Origin of the sequence: Lentzea albida, from assembly GCF_900111005.1 — a bacterium.
Taxonomy (GTDB): domain Bacteria; phylum Actinomycetota; class Actinomycetes; order Mycobacteriales; family Pseudonocardiaceae; genus Lentzea; species Lentzea albida.
This window is the reverse complement of record NZ_FOFV01000008.1, coordinates 364,678-378,731: the sequence shown is the minus strand read 5'-3', so window position 1 is coordinate 378,731 and position 14,054 is coordinate 364,678. Positions and strand designations below refer to the sequence as shown.

Genomic DNA, 14,054 nt, shown 5'->3' with positions numbered 1-14,054 from the left:
TCGGCCGGCACCGAAGCGTCCAGCCCCTACCGTCGTCGGGCATGAGCGAAGAGCTGCTGCTGCCGGTCCCGTCGGTCTCGCCAGGAGACGCGGGCGTGGCCTGGCTCAGGTCGTCCGTGGTGAGGTTCAGCAACGGCCCCGACCACACCCGCCGACGCGCCCTGACCGAGCGGCTGCTGGACGGCCTGCAGGCCACCACCCTCGACGAGCTGGCCACCGCGCTCGGCCTGCCGGGCTCGTTGGACGACATCGCCCGCATCGCCCCGAGCTACCAGCCCCACGAGCCGATCACCACGGCAGCCGACGCCGCCGTCGAACGCCTGGCCACCACCCACGACGAGGAGACGGCCGCCCGGATCGGCCTGCTCGTGCAGGCCTGGGCCGCCACGCACGCCCTCGCCGACCACCTCCGCACGGGCGACACCGCGCCGCCGGTCCCGATCACCCGCAGGGCCGGCGCCGACGGCGTGATCGAGGTCGGCCTGGCGGACCACCCGTTCGGCCGCGGTCCGCACGCCTGTCCCGGACGGCACCTGGCGACTCGAATCGCCAAGAACATGGCGTTCCGGGCCCTGCACCACCAGGCGGAACCGCTGGTCCTCCCCAACGCCTGGGACCACGCCTCCGCCGTCGCCCTGCACGCGGCGGGCTTTCCGGCGGTCGGCACGACGAGCCTCGGGGTGGCCGCCGCGCACGGCATCCCGGACGGCACGGGCCTGGCAGGCGACCAGGCCGTCGCGCTGGCCCGGCTGCTCGCGGACCTGCCGTTCCCCGTCACGGCCGACCTGGAGTCCGGGTTCGGGGCGCCGCCGCGGGAGGTCGCGGACCTGGTGGCCGGACTCGGGGTCGCGGGCGTCAACCTGGAGGACGGCCGCCCGCACGGCCTCGCCACCCCCGCCGAACAGGCCGAGCTGATCACCGCCGTCAAGACCCGCGCGCCCGGCGTGTTCCTCAACGCCCGCATCGACACCCACTGGCTGGGCCTGGCACCCGAGGAGACCGCTGACCGCGCCCGCCGGTACGTCGACGCCGGCGCGGACGGGATCTTCGTCGCGGGTCTCACCGATCCCCGCGAGATCGAGCAGCTGGCCGCCCTCGCGCCGCTGAACGTGCTGGCCCAGCAGCGCACGCCGAAGGAGCTCGGCGAGCTGGGCGTCAAGCGCGTCAGCACCGGATCACTGCTGTTCAGGGCGGCACTGCACCACACCGTCGCGACCGCGGAGGCCGTGCGCGACGGTGGAACGGCACCGGCGTTCAGCTACGAGGACGTGCAGGGGCTCGTCAGCCGAGGAACACGTTCCGCCGCTGGGTGAGCAGCCGGTACAGGGTCTGCTGGATCGTCTCGCGCACCTGGTCGGTGAGGTTGAAGACGAGCATCGGGTCGTCGGCCGCGTTCTCGCCGAACACGTCCGTGCGGATCGGCTCGCCGAACTCGATGTACCACTTCGACGGCAGCGGGATGGCGCCCAGCGGCCCGAACAGCGGGAAGAACGGCGTCACCGGGAAGTACGGGAAACCCAGCAACCGGGCGAGCGTCTTGATGTCGCCGATCATCGGGTAGATCTCCTCGGCGCCGACGATCGACACCGGGATGATCGGCACGCCGGTCTTCAGCGCCGCCGACACGAACCCGCCGCGGCCGAAGCGCTGCAGCTTGTAGCGGTCCTTGTACGGCTTGCCGATGCCCTTGAAGCCCTCCGGCCACACGCCGACGAGCTCACCGGACGACAGCAGCCTCTCGGCGTCGGCGTTGCAGGCGAGCGTCTGGCCGCCCTTGCGCGCCAACGCGCCCAGCACCGGCGTGCGGAACACCAGGTCCGCCCCCAGGCCGCGCAACGGCCGGTGCGCGGGGTGCTCGGACGCGATGCCGTACGCCGTCATCAGGGCGTCGAGCGGCACGGTGCCGGAGTGGTTCGCCACGATCAGCGCGCCGCCCGCCATCGGGATGTTGTTCAGGCCGATCGTCTCGACGCGGAACCACTTCTCGTACAACGGCTTCAGCGGCGGCATCAGCACGTTCTCGGTGAGGTCGCGGTCGAAGCCGAACTCGTCGATCTGGTAGTCGCCCGCGATCCGCCTGCGCGCGAACGACAGCAGGTCGGTCAGCCTGCGTTCCCAGTCCGGTGTCGCGGACTGCTGCTGCTCGGGTTCGGGAACCACCTCGACGTGGCGCGATCTGCGCGCGGCGTCGCGTTCCGGGTCGTGCAGCGGGATAACGCGTGCTCCTGCCACTGCGTTCATCTCCTCAAGCAAAGATCAGCGGAAACGGGCGGCCGCGTCGAGGATTCCCCGTTCCGCGGCTTCGATCGTCTCCGGGTCGATGAGCGGCTTCAGGCCTCGGCCGTTCACGTAGTCGTCGAACGCCTGCTGGGTGGTCCACCGCGGCGTGAACCCGAACTCCTTGCGCAGCAGGGTGGTGTCGACCACACGCCCCCAGTTGAGGAACCTCATCTGGTCGGGCGAGAAGTCGACGAGCCGGGCGCTCCGGAAGAAGCCTCCGACCGTGGGCACGGCCATGCTGGGCACCGGCAGGTTCAGCCTGCCCGCCCGCCGGATGGCCTGCGACAGCAGCAGCACGCCGTCGCCGCCCACGTTGTACACGCCTGGCAGGTCGTGCAGCGTCGCGCGTTCGAGGACCGCCAGCGCGTCCTCGGAGTGCAGCAGCTGCACACGAGCGTCGTACCCCAGGACGGTGGGCACGACCGGTAGGGCGAAGTAGCGCGTCAGCACCGTGTCGATGCGCGGGCCGATGAAGTTCGTGAAGCGCAGCGTCGTGACGTTGACGTCCGGCCTGCGGCGGCCGAACCCGCGCACGTAGCCCTCGACCTCGACCGCGTCCTTGGCGTAGCCGGACGACGGCAGGTCCTTCGGGCCCATGTCCTCGGTGAACACCGCCGGGTCGCGGCTGCTGGACCCGTAGACGGCGCTGGTGGACTTCACCACGAGCTTCTGCACCTTGGGCGACTTCTGGCACGCGGCCAGCAGCTGCATGGTGCCGATGACGTTCATCTCCTTCATCACCGTGCGGCCGGTGGGCCCGGCCGGGCTCGCGGTGACGGAGGCGTGGACGACCGTGTCGACGTTCGCGGTGGAGATGACCTTGGCGATCAGCGGGTTGCGGATGTCGGCCCGCACGAACTCCGCCCGGCCCATGCGGCGCAGCAGGTCGCGTGGCGGCGGCTCGGTGTCCACCCCGAGCACGCGCTCGATGTCCGGGTTCGCGGCGAAGCGCGCGGCGAGGTGGCCGCCGAGGAAGCGGCTCACTCCGGTGACGAGGACGACCTTGGGCGTCATGCGACTCCAAGCACGAAGGGCGTGGCGATTGGTCGATGCTACAGACCGGATTGAGAACCGCACGGGGCCGGAACGCCGTCTTGACGCAGGTCACGCGGGCTTTACCGCCCAATCACCCGAACGGCGGCGACTGATCCCGCGTTTCTCGCCGTTCGTCTCACTGGGTGATATCCGTGCCGCCGCAAGGACCTGTGCGGGCCCGGAAAAACGCAACCGCCGCCGGTCTCCTCGCGGAGACCGGCGGCGGCAGAGCGCATGCGGGCTTACTTGCCGCGCTTCCTGCGCTGGACCCTGGTCTTGCGCAGCAGCTTGCGGTGCTTCTTCTTCGACATGCGCTTGCGGCGCTTCTTGATGACCGAGCCCATGCGGGTTCCTTAGCTCTAGACGTTGCTTTGACTGGCGCGCCCCAGCCTTGGCCGTGTCAAGCACGGCGCGCCGGTAAGCACGATCGGCCTACCAGTCTACCCGGCGGGGTTCGCCAGCCTTCAGCCAGCGTCGAAGTACGCGTTCTCCAGGTAGGCGTGCACCGCTTTTTCCGGCACCCGGAACGACTTGCCGACCCGCACCGCGGGTAGCTCGCCCGAGTGCACCAGGCGGTACACCGTCATCTTGGAGACCCGCATCATCGAGGCCACCTCGGCCACGGTCAGGAACTGCACCTGAGCGAGGCCTGTTCGTTCGTTCTCCTTCGCAGGCATGAAATCACCGCATCCTTAGACACGTGTCGTGCCGTCGGTCTTCCCCACCGACGGTTCGACACGCACGTGCTGCCCTGAGAGTAGCGGGACTGATGTGACTCCTGCGACGTCCAAGTGGGGCCGGTCCCTCACTTCGACCTAGTCCTCGTGCTGTTTGCCCAGCTCCACGGACCGGTCACGGGCGCTCTCGATGGCCGCGAGAAGGGCGGCGCGCACGCCGTGCTTCTCCAGCTCGCGGATGGCCATGATGGTCGTGCCGGCGGGCGACGTGACCGCCTCGCGCAGGATCACCGGGTGGTTCGAGCCCTCGTTCAGCATCGTCGCGGCGCCCACCGCCGACTGGATGATGAGCTGCGAGGCCAGGTCGCGCGGGATGCCGAGCAGGATGCCCGCGTCGATCATCGCCTCGACCAGGAAGAAGAAGTACGCGGGACCGGACCCCGACAGCGCCGTCACTGCGTCCTGCTGCGACTCCGGCACCACCGCGACCTTGCCGACGGTCGACAGCAGCTCCTCGACGACCTTGAGGTGCTCGGGCGTGGCGTTGGACCCACCGGAAACGGCGCTCATGGCCTCACCGACGACCATGGGCGTGTTCGGCATGACCCGCACCACCGGGGTGCCCGCGGGCAGCCTGCGCTCGTACAGGGCCGTCGGCAGGCCCGCGCACAGCGAGACGATCAACGTGCCGGGACGCAGCACCGGCGCGAGTTCGGTGAGCAACGGCTCGATGTCCTGCGGCTTGACCGCCACGACGAGCACGTCGGCCTGCGCCGCCGCGCCCGCGACCGTGACGGCCTCGAACCCGTACTGCTCGGTCAGGGCCTTCGCCCGCGACTCGTGCTTCTCGGTGAAGAGCAGATCCGAGGCCGCGCGACCACCCTGCAAGAGCCCGGACAGCAGCGCCTCACCGATCTTGCCCGCGCCGAGCACCGCGATCTTCGTCATCGGTCAAGTCTCACACAGCAGGCGTCAACGCCAGCTGCCGTGCCTGGCACACCAGCCGCCCGGCCGAGTCGATCACCGTGGCGTCCTCGTCGAACCACTGCCCGTGCACCGCCTGGCACGTCACGTGGATGCGCAACCAGCCGGGAGCAGGCCGCGCGCGCAGCAACGCCGTCAGCTGCACCGTCGGCGACCAGCCGAAACGCCCGAGGTTGAACGTCACGGGCATCGACAGGTCCCCGGCGAGCAACGCGAAGTACGGATCGGGCTGCTCGTCCGTGGGCCGAGCCCACAGCTTGAGCGTCAACGGCCCGTCCGTGCGCCGGTCGAGGAACGTCGCCGACTCGCGGTCCACCCGCAGGTCGCACAACGCCCCGACCTTGTAGCTGCCGCCGGTCGGGAAGTTCGCGAGCTCCACCGCACCGGGCGGCGGCGCGGCGGGCATGGCCGGCAGGTTCACGTAGTCGGCCCGGTTCTCCGGTATCCGCCCGGTCGTCACCGACGCCTCGACGCACACCTGACCGCGCTGCTCCAGCGACACGGCGATGACCGTGGCCGTCCGCCCGGCCTTGCGCACGTCGGTCCGCACCAGCACGGGCCCGACCTCCGGCGCCCGCAGGAACTGCGCGGACACGACCAACGGGTCCGCGTCGGCGACCTGAGCCGCCGCGCGGGTCATCACCGCGAGGAGGAAACCACCGTGGGGCTTGGGCCCGACGGTCCACTCGGCGGGCAGGGACGCGGTGAAGGTTCCGTCACCGAGCGACCGCACCGCACTGGACTTCGAGAAGGTCATGAGCGGCTGGCCAGCGACCGCAGGAAAAAGGTTACGTTGGCAGGCCGTTCAGCTAGTCGCCGCATGAGATATCCGTACCACTGCTCACCGTAGGGAACATAAACGCGAGTCCCGAGACGCCTCTGCTCCTCGGTCCGGATGCCGTAGAGCATCTGGTACTCGAAGTCGGTTTTGTCATACCAGCGCGCCCGCTCGCCGATGATCTCGATCAGCCGCGGGTCGTGCGTGGCGAACATCGGGTAACCCTCTCCAGCGAGGAGAACGTTCACACACCGCACGTAGTTCAGATCAACCTCTGATGGATCCTGAATCGCAACCTCGGGAGGCTCCGCGTAGGCCCCCTTGACCAGCCGAACCCTGCTCCCGGCCCCCGCGAGCCGCTCGCAGTCCTCCAGCGTCCGGTGCAGGTACGACTGCAACACCGCCCCCACCCACGGCCAGGTGCGCCGCAGTTCCTCGAGCACGCGCAACGTCGAGTCGGTGGTGGTGTGGTCCTCCATGTCGAGCGTGACCGTCGTCCCGCACTGCTCGGCGGCGGCACAGATGCGCGAGGCATTCGTCAGGGCGAGCGACTCGTCGAGCGTCTGCCCGACCGCGCTCAACTTCACGCTGACCTCGGCGTCCTTCGCGAGCCCCGCGGCGTGCAACGCGTCGAGCAACTCGAGGTACGCCTGCACGGTCTTCTCGGCCTGGGCCTTGTCGGTGGTGTCCTCGCCCAGGTAGTCCAGCGTCACCGGCAACCCGAGCCCACGCACCACCTCGACCGCGTCGGCGGTGGTCTCGCCCGCGACGAAGCGCTTCACGACGTCACGGCTGATGGGCGCGTTGGCGACGAGGTGGCGGACCGTCTCGTTGCGAGACGCGGCCATGATCAACGCTCGCAGCGGGTTCACACCGGAACCCTAACTCGCCGCTCAACTCAGGGGCGGCGAGGACTCGCGGGCGGGGCGTGGGGCGTGAGACGGCATGGGTGAGAGGCAGGCGTGGGGCGTGAGCCGTCAGGTGCGACGCACAAGGCAGCGGCGTGTGGCCACCAGAGCTCGCGTTCGCGAGCCGGCCCCGGACACAGCGACCAGCCCCGGGATCAGCGACCGGCCCCGGGATCAGCGACCCAGTCCGGGCCGGGCCTTCCCGGCCCCACCCTCAGCAGCCCAATCCAGGTGCAACCGCGCGAACAACAGCGACTCGGCCAACATCTCCCGCCGAGCCTCCACGCTCCCAGCACGCCGGGTGTTGACCTCCAGCACGACCTGCCCGTCGAACCCACCCCGGGCCAGCATCTCGCACAACTCGGCACAGGGCTGAGACCCACGCCCAGGCACCATGTGCTCGTCCTTGGGCGCCCCGGACCCGTCCGCCAGGTGGACGTGCCGCAACCCGTCCCCCATCCGCTTGGCCAATTCCAACGCGTCCATGTGCGCGGCAGCCGAGTGCGACAGGTCCAGCGTGTAGTTCGCGTGCCCCACGTCCGTGGGGTCCACAGAAGGCTTGAACGCGTTCATCTCGACCGAACGCCCCCGCCCGAGCGGGCGCTTCACCGGGAACATGTTCTCCACGGCGATGGCGATCCCGCTCTCGGACTCCAGGGACGCGACCAGCTCGGCGAACCCGTCCGCGTACTTCCGCTGCCACCGGAACGGCGGGTGCAGCACCACGGTCGGGGCGCCCAGGTCACCGGCCGCCTCAACCGCACGCCTGAGCCGTTCGGACGGGTCCGGCGACCACACGCGCTGCGAGATCAGCAGGCAGGGCGCGTGCACGGCGAGCACCGGCATGCCCGTTCGGGTCGACAGGCGGTCTACCGCGCGGATGTCCTGCGACACCGGGTCGGCCCACACCATCAGCTCGACGCCGTCGTAGCCCAGGTCGGCGGCCATGTCGAACGCCGCTCCGGCGGGCTGCGGGTAGACCGACGCCGTGGAGAGCCCGACCGGGATGCGGGCGGTCAACTCTTCACCAGCAGCATCGCCGCTGGTGAGACTGTCACGATGAGGCCCACGAGCACGGCCAGGACGGTGGTCTGCAGATCATCCGCTCGGCGGATCTTTCGCACCAGCAACACCAGACCCACGGTAACCGCCAGGGCGACCACGAGTGCGGCGGCGGGGATCGCGCGCCACAGGTAGTTGAAGGCGAGCCACAGACCCGCGCCGCCGAGCACGCCGACGGCGAGCTGGCCGATCATGACCAGCCACTCCTTGCCGGCCGAGCGCGGTTCCGGTTCGGCTTCCTCGTCGATCTCGGCGGCGTCGTCGAGGCCCGCGGGGCCGTCGTCGTCGTCCTCGTCGTCGGAGTCGTCCGCGAGGTAGTCGTCCTCGGCGCGGTAGGCGGCGTACTCCTGCGAGTCGTCGTCGTCCACGTACGGGCCGGGGTGCGCCGCGGTCGACTCCATCGGCGGCATCGACAGGTCGGTGTGGGCGTTCGGGTCGTCGTCGCCGAACCAGGCGTCGGGCTGGTTGCCCGGCAGCGGCTCCGGCAGCTTCGGCGGGGCGGGCGGCACGATCAGCACGGACTCGGTCTCGAGCGCGGCGATCTGGTCGACCGGTGCCTTCGCCGGGATGCGCGGGAGCTGCTCGGTCATCGCCTCGCGCGGGGGCGCGGCGACCGGCATCGGCACCGACGGCGGCACGGGCTTCGGCCGGGCGATGTTCGGGCGCGACGGGTTCGGCGCGGCCGTGGTCGCCTGGTCGAGACGGGCCTCCAGGCGGCCGGGCACGTCCGGGCGCGGCATGTCCGAGCGCGACGGCTGGTCGCGGACCTGCGGCACCTGCCGGGTCTGCTCGGCGGCCGCGGGAGGCGGCGGCACGGGCGCGGCGGGCTTCGGGGGCGCCGGTTTGGGAGCGGCCGGGGCCGGTCTGCGGACCTGCGGCGGCTGGGCCGACGGCAGCGGCATCTGCTGCGACGGCTGCGGCTTCGGCGGCGCGACGGGCGGGGCGACCGGCGGTTTCGGCTGGTACGCGGTGCGCTCGGCGGCGGGCGGCGGTTCCGGTGCGGCGCGACGACCGGGCTGCGGTGCGTCGTCGTCGCGGATGGCCATCAGGCGGCCGCTGTCGGACAGCACCCGCTCGATGATCGTCTGGGGCGCGGTCTCCGGCTGCTGGACGTCGTCTTCCTCGTCAGCCGCCCGGCGGCGTCGCCGACGTGGCGCACTCTCTGCGCTGCCCCCGTACTGGGCGAGCAGCTCAGCGACTGTGCGCTGCGTCTGGTCCGATCCGCTCTCTCGACTCATCAACTCCACCGTGCCCCGGTCTGGCCAGTCCGTCCAGTATCGCTCTGGTCCGTGCCGTCAGTGTGGTCCAGCCGTCGGAGGATGACACCCTCCCGGAGTGCCCAGGGGCAAATCTCCAGCTGGGTGAGTGACAGGGCTCGCATTGTGGCCTCCGCGACCAGCGCGCCCGCGACGAGCTGGTGGGCGCGCGAGGTGCTCACGCCCTCCAGTTCCGCGAGGTCGCCGGCCGACATCCGGGAGATGAACGCGATCAGCTGCCGCAGCCCGGCGTCGGTGAGCACCCGACGCGCCCTGGGCCCGGCAGACGATGGCGCGGCCCCGGTGAGCCGCGCCAGCGTTCGGAAAGTTTTTGAGGTTGCAACCACCCGATCGGGTTCCCCCGCGCGTTTCAGCTTCCGCGCCACGGGCGCGAGCTGTTCGGCGAGCCAGTCGGTGGTCTCGCGGACCTCCGAGCGCCGGGGCGGGTCCTTGTGGAACCGGGTCCTGGTGAGCCTTCCCGCACCGAGCGGCACGGAGAAGGCCAGGTCCGGGTTCTCGTCCCGGCCGATGGCGAGCTCCAGCGAGCCGCCGCCGATGTCGAGGCTGAGCAGCTTGCCCGCGGACCAGCCGTACCAGCGGCGGACCGCGAGGAAGGTGAACTTCGCCTCGTCCTCACCGGACAGGACCTTCAGCTCGACCCCGGTCTCGGTGCGCACGCGGTCGAGCACCTCGCTCGAGTTGCCCGCCTCGCGCACCGCCGAGGTCGCGAACGCCATCAGGTCCTCGCAGCCGGACTTCTTCGCCGACGCCTTGGCGGCGGCGACGGCCCGAACGAGCTGGTCAGCGCCCGCTTTGCGGAGCTGCCCCTTGTCGTCGAGCTGTTCGGCGAGACGAAGGATCGTCTTCTCGGACGTCATCGGGATGGGGTGGGCACCACGATGCGCGTCCACCACTAGAAGGTGGACGGTGTTGGAACCCACGTCGAGAACGCCCAGGCGCACGCCGGAAACGGTACCTGGTCGTGTCCGTCAGGACTCGAACTTGTAACCCAGACCCCTGACCGTGACGAGGTGCCGGGGAGCCGACGGGTCGGGTTCGATCTTGGACCGCAGCCGCTTGACGTGCACGTCCAGCGTTTTCGTGTCGCCCACGTAGTCCGCTCCCCAGACCCGGTCGATCAGCTGTCCACGGGTCAGGACGCGACCGACGTTGCGGAGCAGGTACTCGAGGAGGTCGAACTCCTTGAGCGGCAGGCTGATGTCCTGGCCGCCGACGGTGACGACGTGGCGTTCCACGTCCATCCGCACCGGGCCGGCCTCGAGGATCTGCGGGAGCAGGTCCTCGGACTCGCCGCCGCGGCGCAGCACCGCGCGGATGCGGGCGATGAGCTCGCGGGCCGAGTACGGCTTGGTGACGTAGTCGTCGGCGCCCAGTTCCAGGCCCACGACCTTGTCGATCTCGCTGTCGCGGGCCGTCACCATGATCACGGGGACGGCGGACCGCGCGCGCAGCTGCTTGCAGACGTCCGTGCCGCTCATGCCGGGCAGCATCAGGTCCAGCAGCACGATGTCGGCGCCGTTGCGGTCGAACTCCTCGAGCGCCTCCTGGCCGGTGGCCGCGAGGGCCGCGGTGAACCCCTCCTTGCGCAGCAGGAAGGCGAGCGGATCGGCGAAGGACTCCTCGTCCTCCACGATGAGCACCCTGGTCACTGCTCTCCTCCTGGGTCACCCGTGCCAGCCGGCACGAGAGTCGGATTCGGTTCGGTCGCCGCGGCGGGGAGCCGCAGCGTGAAGGTGGAACCCGTTCCTGGCAGGCTCCACAGCTTCACCTCACCGCCGTGGTTGGCGGCGACGTGCTTGACGATCGCGAGCCCGAGACCGGTGCCCCCGGTGGCCCGCGACCGCGCCTTGTCGACGCGGTAAAAGCGTTCGAAGACCCTGATCTGCTGGTCCTCGGCGATGCCGATGCCGCGGTCGGTCACGGCGATCTCGACGTGCCCGTCCACCAACCGGCGGCTCACGCTCACCGGACTGCCGGGCGGCGAGTACGCGACGGCGTTGTCCAGCAGGTTCGTCAGCGCCGTGACCAGCAACGACCGGTCACCCGGCACGACGAACCCGCTCGGCTCGTCGGTGGTGATCGCGATGTTGACGGACTCGGCGGCGAGCTTGGACCGCGACAGCGCCTCGTTGATCACGACGTCGATCTCGGTGTCGGACAGCTCCGGCAGCTTCTCGGCGCCCTGCAGCCGCGACAGCGCGATCAGCTCGGTGACGAGCGTGCCGAGGCGCGTCGCCTCCTGCATGATCTTCGCGCTGAACCGGCGGACCTCCTCCTGGTCGTCGCTCGCGTCCAGCACGGCCTCCGCGAGCAGCGCCAACGCGCCGACGGGGGTCTTCAGCTCGTGGCTGACGTTCGCCACGAAGTCGCGCCGGGTCTTCTCCAGCCGCACCGACTCGGACTCGTCCGTGGCGTCGACCACGATGAAGTCCTCGACCAGCTGCCGGACCTCGGCGTGCACGGCCTCCGGCTGGCGGCCACCGCGCTGCCCATCCAGCGGCGAGAGGTCGACGTAGACGACCTCATTGCTGCTGCGGACACCCTCGGCGGCCTTGCGGGCGCGGTCGTCGACGCGGTTGTTGCGGACGATCCCGAGCTCTTCGGCGCGAGGGTTGTGGATCACGACGTCACCGAAGTGGTTCAGCACCACGATGCCGTCGTGCGAGTCGTGCACGATCTGCTGGATCAAGTCACCGACGGTGAGGCCTTCCGGCTTCCTGGGGTGTCTGGGAGCGGTGAACCGGCCGATGAAGAAAGCGGCTATCACGCCGATGAGCGCGAGGCCGATCGACACAGCGAGGTAACCCGTTGTGGTCACGAGGCGAATGGTAAGCAGCTCAGAGGTGTCCTGGCCTAGTGCGGAAGCGTGAACCGTGATACCCGCGACACCTCAGTGGACGGTTGTTCCGCACCTGGTCAGCCCGTGTTCACCCAACCGTGTCCTAAGACGCCGAAAGGCGCACCCGACGCGCGGGTGCGCCTTTCTTGGAATGCTCTCAGCGACCCTGGTTGGCGACCGCCGCGATGGCGTCCTTCGCGGCGTCCGGGTCGAGGTACTCGCCGCCCGGCTTGAGCGGCTTCAGCTCCTCGTCGAGGTCGTAGCGCAGCGGGATGCCGGTCGGGATGTTGAGCCCCGCGATGGCCTCGTCCGAGATGCCGTCGAGGTGCTTCACGAGCGCGCGCAGCGAGTTGCCGTGCGCGGCCACCAGGACCGTCTTGCCGGTGCGCAGGTCCGGGACGATCGACGACTCCCAGTACGGGATCATCCGCTTGACGACGTCGAGCAGGCACTCGGTCAGCGGCAGGTCGGGGCCGAGGTCCGCGTAGCGCGGGTCGGTGTCCTGGCTGAACTCGCTGCCGGGCTCGATGGGCGGCGGCGGGGTGTCGTAGGAGCGGCGCCAGAGCATGAACTGCTCCTCGCCGAACTCCTCGAGCGTCTGCTTCTTGTTCTTGCCCTGCAGGGCGCCGTAGTGGCGCTCGTTGAGGCGCCAGTCGCGCTTGACCGGGATCCAGTGCCGGTCGGCGGCATCGAGGGCGAGGTTGGCGGTCATGATCGCCCGGCGCAACAGGCTCGTGTGCAGGACCTCCGGCAGGACGCCGGCCTCCTTCAGCAGCACACCGCCGCGGCGGGCCTCCTTCTCGCCCTTCTCCGACAGGGGAACGTCCACCCAGCCGGTGAAGAGGTTCTCCGCGTTCCACGTGCTCTCGCCGTGGCGGAGCAGGACCAAGGTTCCGACAGACATGCCGGCTAGCCTGCCATGCCGACCCGCCTGCCGTACCCCGGCCGGGCACCGTGATCCACACCATGGGACTCGTCGGTGTACATGTGGATCTCCAGCCCGTCGGGGTCGTCGAAGACCAGCAACCAGCCGATGCTCGCCTCGATCTCCGGCGAGTGCGGGACGCCCAAGCCGTCGAGGTGGGCGATCCAGTCTTCGAGGTCCTTCCTGGTCTCCACGGCCCAGTTGACCGGGTCGAAGCCGGCGATCGCCCTCGCCTTCTCGGGGTTCTCGCGCAGGCTGAGGCCCGCGGCGCCGCCGCTCACGTGGCCTGAGACGCCTCGGACCACGCCATCGGCGTCGGCGAACTCCCACTCGGACTCGAACCCGAAGACCTGGCGGTACCACTCGGTGCTCTTCGCGAGGTCGGTCACCGGGATCTTCACGCCTCTGATGCCTCTGAGCTGCGCCATCTCGGTCACTCCTTTTCGAGTGCACTGCGACTGCAACCAATGTGGTTGGACTGCGCTCGATGAAGGACGAAGTCAAGCGTTCGTACAGCTCACCGCTGCGGGAGCAGGCGGCTCTGCGCACGCGCGCGCAGGTGCGGGAGGCGGGCCACCGGCTGTTCGCGCGGGACGGGTTCGCGGCGACGTCGATTCGGCGGATCGCGTCCGAGGCGGGCGTGTCCGAGCGGACCGTGTACACGCACTACCGCAACAAGGTCGAGCTGTTCCAGGACGCGCTGAACGTGGCGATCGCTGGCGACGAGGAGCCCGTGGCGATGCGGGACAGGCCGTCGTTCGCGGAGGTGCTGGCGACGCCGTCGGCCCGGGACCTGATCGCGGAACTGGTGGGGCGCAACGCGATCGTGCTGGAGCGGGCCGGTGCGCTGATCATGGCCGGCATCGAGTCGTCGGGGGCCGATCCGGACATGCGGCGGATCTCGGACGAGGGCGAGCGGGCGATGCGGGCCAACTGCCTCGCGTTGGCGGAGGCGTTGGTGGGGACCGGGGAGGTGCGGGAGGAGTTCGACGCGGACGCGGTGGCGGACGTGCTGACGACGATGTTGTCGCCGCACGTGCACCAGGTGCTGGGCTGGCCGGCCGATCGCTACCGCGACTGGCTGGCCAGCACCCTCACCGCCTCGCTGCTTGCAGGGCAGCCCTAGATTCCTCCAGCCGTCAGAAGAGTTGAGGGGAGGACCACGTCGTGGGCGAGTCGAACGCGCGGATCCTCATCGTCGCGACAGCGGCCAACTCCTCTTTCATCGACATGCTCAACGACCTTTCAGGTCAAAAAAACGCCGCGATGCGTCCAAATGAGTGAAGAGC

16 protein-coding genes are annotated in these 14,054 nt (G+C 70.0%); 2 read left to right on the top strand and 14 right to left on the bottom strand.

Annotation, left to right across the window (positions count from 1 at the left end; genetic code table 11):
• The first annotated feature begins 41 nt into the window (after positions 1–41).
• The gene (locus BMY74_RS22410) at positions 42–1,313 is read left to right on the top strand and encodes an isocitrate lyase/PEP mutase family protein (protein WP_089918997.1); all 1,272 of its coding nucleotides are present in this window, start codon (positions 42–44) and stop codon (positions 1,311–1,313) included.
• On the opposite strand, the gene BMY74_RS22405 is transcribed toward BMY74_RS22410, so the two are convergent.
• From BMY74_RS22405 to BMY74_RS22340, 14 genes are all read right to left on the bottom strand, one after another.
• Positions 1,282–2,241 carry a lysophospholipid acyltransferase family protein gene (locus BMY74_RS22405; RefSeq protein ID WP_089918995.1) on the bottom strand — a complete coding sequence of 320 codons (960 nt, stop codon included), beginning with the start codon at positions 2,239–2,241 and terminating at the stop codon, positions 1,282–1,284. The genes BMY74_RS22410 and BMY74_RS22405 overlap by 32 nt on opposite strands.
• Positions 2,242–2,256: 15 nt before the next feature.
• The gene (locus BMY74_RS22400) at positions 2,257–3,294 is read right to left on the bottom strand and encodes an NAD-dependent epimerase/dehydratase family protein (RefSeq protein WP_089918993.1); all 1,038 of its coding nucleotides are present in this window, start codon (positions 3,292–3,294) and stop codon (positions 2,257–2,259) included.
• A gap of 263 nt (positions 3,295–3,557) precedes the next feature.
• A complete protein-coding gene (locus BMY74_RS22395) occupies positions 3,558–3,659 on the bottom strand; it encodes a 30S ribosomal protein bS22 (protein ID WP_015105422.1) in 102 nt (33 codons plus the stop codon).
• Positions 3,660–3,779: 120 nt separating this feature from the next.
• Positions 3,780–3,992: a helix-turn-helix domain-containing protein gene (locus BMY74_RS22390; protein WP_030477960.1), complete on the bottom strand. Its 213-nt coding sequence runs from the start codon at positions 3,990–3,992 to the stop codon at positions 3,780–3,782.
• Positions 3,993–4,130: 138 nt separating this feature from the next.
• A complete protein-coding gene (gene proC / locus BMY74_RS22385) occupies positions 4,131–4,940 on the bottom strand; it encodes a pyrroline-5-carboxylate reductase (protein ID WP_089918991.1) in 810 nt (269 codons plus the stop codon).
• A 10-nt stretch (positions 4,941–4,950) separates the two neighbouring features.
• Positions 4,951–5,733, bottom strand: a complete 783-nt coding sequence (locus BMY74_RS22380; protein ID WP_089918989.1) for a thioesterase family protein — start codon at positions 5,731–5,733, stop codon at positions 4,951–4,953.
• Complete coding sequence (locus BMY74_RS22375; RefSeq protein ID WP_089918987.1) at positions 5,730–6,626, bottom strand: proline dehydrogenase family protein; 897 nt, start codon at positions 6,624–6,626, stop codon at positions 5,730–5,732. The genes BMY74_RS22380 and BMY74_RS22375 overlap by 4 nt, the downstream gene beginning before the upstream one ends.
• Positions 6,627–6,836: 210 nt before the next feature.
• Positions 6,837–7,682, bottom strand: coding sequence for a sugar phosphate isomerase/epimerase family protein (locus tag BMY74_RS22370; protein ID WP_245786291.1), 846 nt, complete (start codon positions 7,680–7,682; stop codon positions 6,837–6,839).
• Positions 7,679–8,962 carry a hypothetical protein gene (locus BMY74_RS22365; protein WP_089918986.1) on the bottom strand — a complete coding sequence of 428 codons (1,284 nt, stop codon included), beginning with the start codon at positions 8,960–8,962 and terminating at the stop codon, positions 7,679–7,681. The genes BMY74_RS22370 and BMY74_RS22365 overlap by 4 nt, the downstream gene beginning before the upstream one ends.
• Positions 8,962–9,942 carry a Ppx/GppA family phosphatase gene (locus BMY74_RS22360; RefSeq protein ID WP_089918984.1) on the bottom strand — a complete coding sequence of 327 codons (981 nt, stop codon included), beginning with the start codon at positions 9,940–9,942 and terminating at the stop codon, positions 8,962–8,964. The genes BMY74_RS22365 and BMY74_RS22360 overlap by 1 nt, the downstream gene beginning before the upstream one ends.
• 27 nt (positions 9,943–9,969) lie before the next feature.
• Positions 9,970–10,650 carry a response regulator transcription factor gene (locus BMY74_RS22355; RefSeq protein WP_089918981.1) on the bottom strand — a complete coding sequence of 227 codons (681 nt, stop codon included), beginning with the start codon at positions 10,648–10,650 and terminating at the stop codon, positions 9,970–9,972.
• On the bottom strand, positions 10,647–11,819 hold the full coding sequence (locus BMY74_RS22350) for a sensor histidine kinase (protein WP_089918979.1): 1,173 nt from the start codon (positions 11,817–11,819) through the stop codon (positions 10,647–10,649). Before BMY74_RS22350 ends, BMY74_RS22355 begins: the two co-directional genes overlap by 4 nt.
• A 178-nt stretch (positions 11,820–11,997) precedes the next feature.
• Positions 11,998–12,744 carry a phosphoglyceromutase gene (locus tag BMY74_RS22345; RefSeq protein WP_089918977.1) on the bottom strand — a complete coding sequence of 249 codons (747 nt, stop codon included), beginning with the start codon at positions 12,742–12,744 and terminating at the stop codon, positions 11,998–12,000.
• 5 nt (positions 12,745–12,749) lie between these two features.
• Entirely contained in the window at positions 12,750–13,193 is a 444-nt protein-coding gene (locus BMY74_RS22340) for a VOC family protein (protein ID WP_089919161.1), read from the bottom strand.
• A 59-nt stretch (positions 13,194–13,252) separates the two neighbouring features.
• Here BMY74_RS22340 and BMY74_RS22335 point away from each other — a divergent pair, with 59 nt between their 5' ends.
• Positions 13,253–13,891 (top strand): TetR/AcrR family transcriptional regulator, encoded by a 639-nt coding sequence (locus BMY74_RS22335; RefSeq protein WP_089918975.1) that lies wholly within the window; start codon positions 13,253–13,255, stop codon positions 13,889–13,891.
• Positions 13,892–14,054 lie beyond the last annotated feature (163 nt).

Bases quoted from the DNA above. Each gene is read 5' to 3' on its own strand.
- BMY74_RS22395 (WP_015105422.1), bottom strand. From the start codon at position 3,659: ATGGGCTCGGTCATCAAGAAGCGCCGCAAGCGCATGTCGAAGAAGAAG.
- BMY74_RS22335 (WP_089918975.1), top strand. From the start codon at position 13,253: ATGAAGGACGAAGTCAAGCGTTCGTACAGCTCACCGCTGCGGGAGCAG.
- BMY74_RS22405 (WP_089918995.1), bottom strand. From the start codon at position 2,241: ATGAACGCAGTGGCAGGAGCACGCGTTATCCCGCTGCACGACCCGGAA.
- BMY74_RS22365 (WP_089918986.1), bottom strand. From the start codon at position 8,962: ATGAGTCGAGAGAGCGGATCGGACCAGACGCAGCGCACAGTCGCTGAG.
- BMY74_RS22380 (WP_089918989.1), bottom strand. From the start codon at position 5,733: ATGACCTTCTCGAAGTCCAGTGCGGTGCGGTCGCTCGGTGACGGAACC.
- BMY74_RS22340 (WP_089919161.1), bottom strand. From the start codon at position 13,193: ATGGCGCAGCTCAGAGGCATCAGAGGCGTGAAGATCCCGGTGACCGAC.
- proC (WP_089918991.1), bottom strand. From the start codon at position 4,940: ATGACGAAGATCGCGGTGCTCGGCGCGGGCAAGATCGGTGAGGCGCTG.
- BMY74_RS22345 (WP_089918977.1), bottom strand. From the start codon at position 12,744: ATGTCTGTCGGAACCTTGGTCCTGCTCCGCCACGGCGAGAGCACGTGG.
- BMY74_RS22390 (WP_030477960.1), bottom strand. From the start codon at position 3,992: ATGCCTGCGAAGGAGAACGAACGAACAGGCCTCGCTCAGGTGCAGTTC.
- BMY74_RS22400 (WP_089918993.1), bottom strand. From the start codon at position 3,294: ATGACGCCCAAGGTCGTCCTCGTCACCGGAGTGAGCCGCTTCCTCGGC.
- BMY74_RS22410 (WP_089918997.1), top strand. From the start codon at position 42: ATGAGCGAAGAGCTGCTGCTGCCGGTCCCGTCGGTCTCGCCAGGAGAC.